This is a genomic window from Cellulomonas sp. (genome assembly GCF_036279715.1).
Classification (GTDB): Bacteria; Actinomycetota; Actinomycetes; order Actinomycetales; family Cellulomonadaceae; genus Cellulomonas_A.
On the sequence record NZ_DASUIR010000025.1, the window covers coordinates 1 to 2,713 of the forward strand.

Consider the following 2,713-nt stretch of genomic DNA (forward strand, 5'->3'; position numbering starts at 1 on the left):
CAGCGCGATCATCGCGTCGATCAATGACTATCAGCTGACGATCGCCAGTGCGGTGGAGGAGCAGACGGCGACGACGAACGAGATGAGTCGGGGGGTGCAGGAGGCGGCGATGGGGTCCAGTGAGATCGCGTCGAACATCACCGGGGTCGCCACGTCCGCGGACGCGTCCGCGCACGTGCTCGGGCAGATGGGCGACGCCGTCGCCGAGCTGGCGCAGCTCTCCGCGGACCTGCGTGCCCGGGTCGCCACCTTCACGTACTGAGCCTCGTCCGCACGACCTGAGCACCCGGGGAGCCCGCCGCTCCCCGGGTGCTCGTGCGTCGGGTGCCGGCGGGTCGGGTGCGCGTGCGTCGGGTGCGGATGAGCTGGTGGCCGGTCTGCTCGGGAAAGCATTGAATACGTGCTCGCGCTGCCGATCGGAGGGGTGGAAACCCCCCGACCGGTCGTCGCTCTGCGTTGTCTCGCCGTGCGCAGGCCGGGTCCCGACACGAAGGCCGACACATGAGACGCGTACGGATCGGTGCCGCTGCTGCGGCGCTGCTGGTGGTCACCGCCACCCTGGCAGGGTGCTCGTCGGGCGCCGCCGCGACGAAGCAGATCGTCGGCGTCGCGATGCCGACCACGACGTCGGACCGCTGGGTCAACGACGGCAAGAACGTCGCCGCGCAGCTCCGGGCCCTCGGCCGCACGGTCGACCTGCAGTACGCCGAGGACGACGTGCCGACCCAGGTCGCCCAGATCCAGGCGATGATCGACGAGGGCGCAGGTGCGCTGGTCGTCGGGGCCATCGACGGGACTGCCCTGAAGGACGTCCTCGCGAAGGCCGCCGCCGCGAAGATCCCGGTCGTCTCCTACGACCGGCTGATCCGCGACACCCCGGACATCGCCTACTACGCGACCTTCGACAATGCCCTGGTCGGCGCACAGCAGGCTGACTCGCTGCTCGAGGGTCTCGGCGTCCTCGACGCCAAGGGGGCCGACACGCACGTCACCGGGCCGTTCTCGATCGAGCTGATCGCCGGTTCGCCGGACGACAACAACGCGACGGTCTTCTTCCAGGGCGCCATGAAGGTCTTGCAGCCCTACCTCGACGCCGGTGTGCTCGTGGTCGGATCGGGCGAGACAGACTTCGCCACCATCGCGACCCCGAAGTGGAGCGGCGAGACCGCTGCGAAGCGTCTGGGGCCGATCCTCGACACGGTCTACGCCACGAAGCGCATCGACGCCGTGCTCGCGCCGGCCGACATCATCTCGGTGCCCGTGCTCGAGGTGCTGCGGAGCCACGGGTACGGCACGGCCGACAAGCCGTGGCCGGTCGTGACCGGGCAGGACGCCGACATCCCCGCGGTCAAGGCCGTGGTCGCCGGCGAGCAGCACTCCACGATCTACAAGGACACGCGCCAGCTTGCCGAGGTCGCGGTGTCGATGGTGGACGCCCTGCTCAAGGGCGAGGAGCCCGAGACGAACGACGTCACGTCGTACGACAACGGCGTGAAGGTCGTGCCGTCGTACCTGCTGAAGCCGCAGGTCGTGACGAAGGCCAACTACCAGGACGTCCTGGTGGGCAGCGGCTACTACACCCAGCAGCAGCTCGGATGAGCGCCCGGATGATGGAGACCAACGTGACCGCCGAGACCGTCCAGCAGTTCCGCCGGAGCCGCGCCGCGTGGTTCTGGGACCGTCCCGTCGCGATCAAGATCGGCACGTCGCTGGCGCTCCTGGGTGCCGTGTTCGGGCTCGTCGGCGGGGTCGGTGCGATCGCGCTGCTCCGTGCGGGGCAGAACCTCGAGACGGTGCGGACGCTGACCGGCGAGCTGCAGGGCTCGATGGCCAAGCTGCGGGCCGTGCAGACGGAGAGCCACCTGCTGGTCCAGCGGGCCGCGGAGGCGACAGATGCCAGCGCCCGCGAGCAGCTGCTGACGTCGGCGCAGTGGAACGACCGCACCGCGGCACGGATGATCGAGCAGGTCTCGTCGTACCCGGAGTCCAAGACCCAGCAGTGGTCCGACTTCGTGACGCGGTGGGACGCGTGGATCGCCTACCGGGACGCGACGCTCGCGCCCCTGATCGCTGCGGGTGACGTCGCCGGCCTCTCGGCGGCTCTGAACGCGTCCGTCGCCGGGGACCCCGACAACACCGGTCGCGCGCTCGGTCTCGCGGACGGCCAGATCCAGTTCAAGGTCCAGGCCGTGATGGACAGCGCCTCGGCGGAGATCCGGCGCACGGTCATGGCTCTCGCGATCGCGTTCGTCGTCGGGATCGTCGCTGCGAGCGCACTCGCCGGCACCGTGACCCGTCGGATCACCAGCGGGCTGCGAGCGGTCAGCACGACGCTCGACGCGATGGCCGGGGGCGACCTGACGGTGCCGACCGATGTCCAGAGCGGTGACGAGCTCGGCCAGATGGCGCGCGCGCTGTCGACCGCTCAGACGTCGCTGCGGTCGACCATGGCGGGCGTCGTGGAGACGGCGGGGACGGTTGCTGCGGCGGCCGAGGAGCTGTCGGTGTCGAGCTCGCAGGTGTCGGCGGGCTCGGCGGAGACGAGTGTGCAGGCGGGGGTGGTGGCGGCTGTGGCGGAGCAGGTGTCGCGCAATGTGCAGACGGTGGCGGCGGGGGCGGAGCAGATGGGTGCCTCGATCCGGGAGATCGCGCAGAACGCGAATGAGGCGGCGAAGGTCGCGAATCAGGCGACGGGGGTGGCGGCGGCGACGAA

The 2,713-nt window shown here is 70.4% G+C and carries 3 protein-coding genes; all 3 read left to right on the forward strand.

Annotated features, from left to right (window positions below; translation table 11 throughout):
- On the forward strand, window positions 1–262 hold a 262-nt coding region (locus VFW79_RS02015), incomplete at its 5' end, for a methyl-accepting chemotaxis protein (protein ID WP_329675643.1).
- A 239-nt stretch (window positions 263–501) separates the two neighbouring features.
- Window positions 502–1,599 carry a multiple monosaccharide ABC transporter substrate-binding protein gene (chvE, locus tag VFW79_RS02020; RefSeq protein WP_329675644.1) on the forward strand — a complete coding sequence of 366 codons (1,098 nt, stop codon included), beginning with the start codon at window positions 502–504 and terminating at the stop codon, window positions 1,597–1,599.
- A 23-nt stretch (window positions 1,600–1,622) separates the two neighbouring features.
- Window positions 1,623–2,713: methyl-accepting chemotaxis protein (locus tag VFW79_RS02025; protein ID WP_329675645.1), on the forward strand; the 1,091-nt coding region annotated here is incomplete at its 3' end.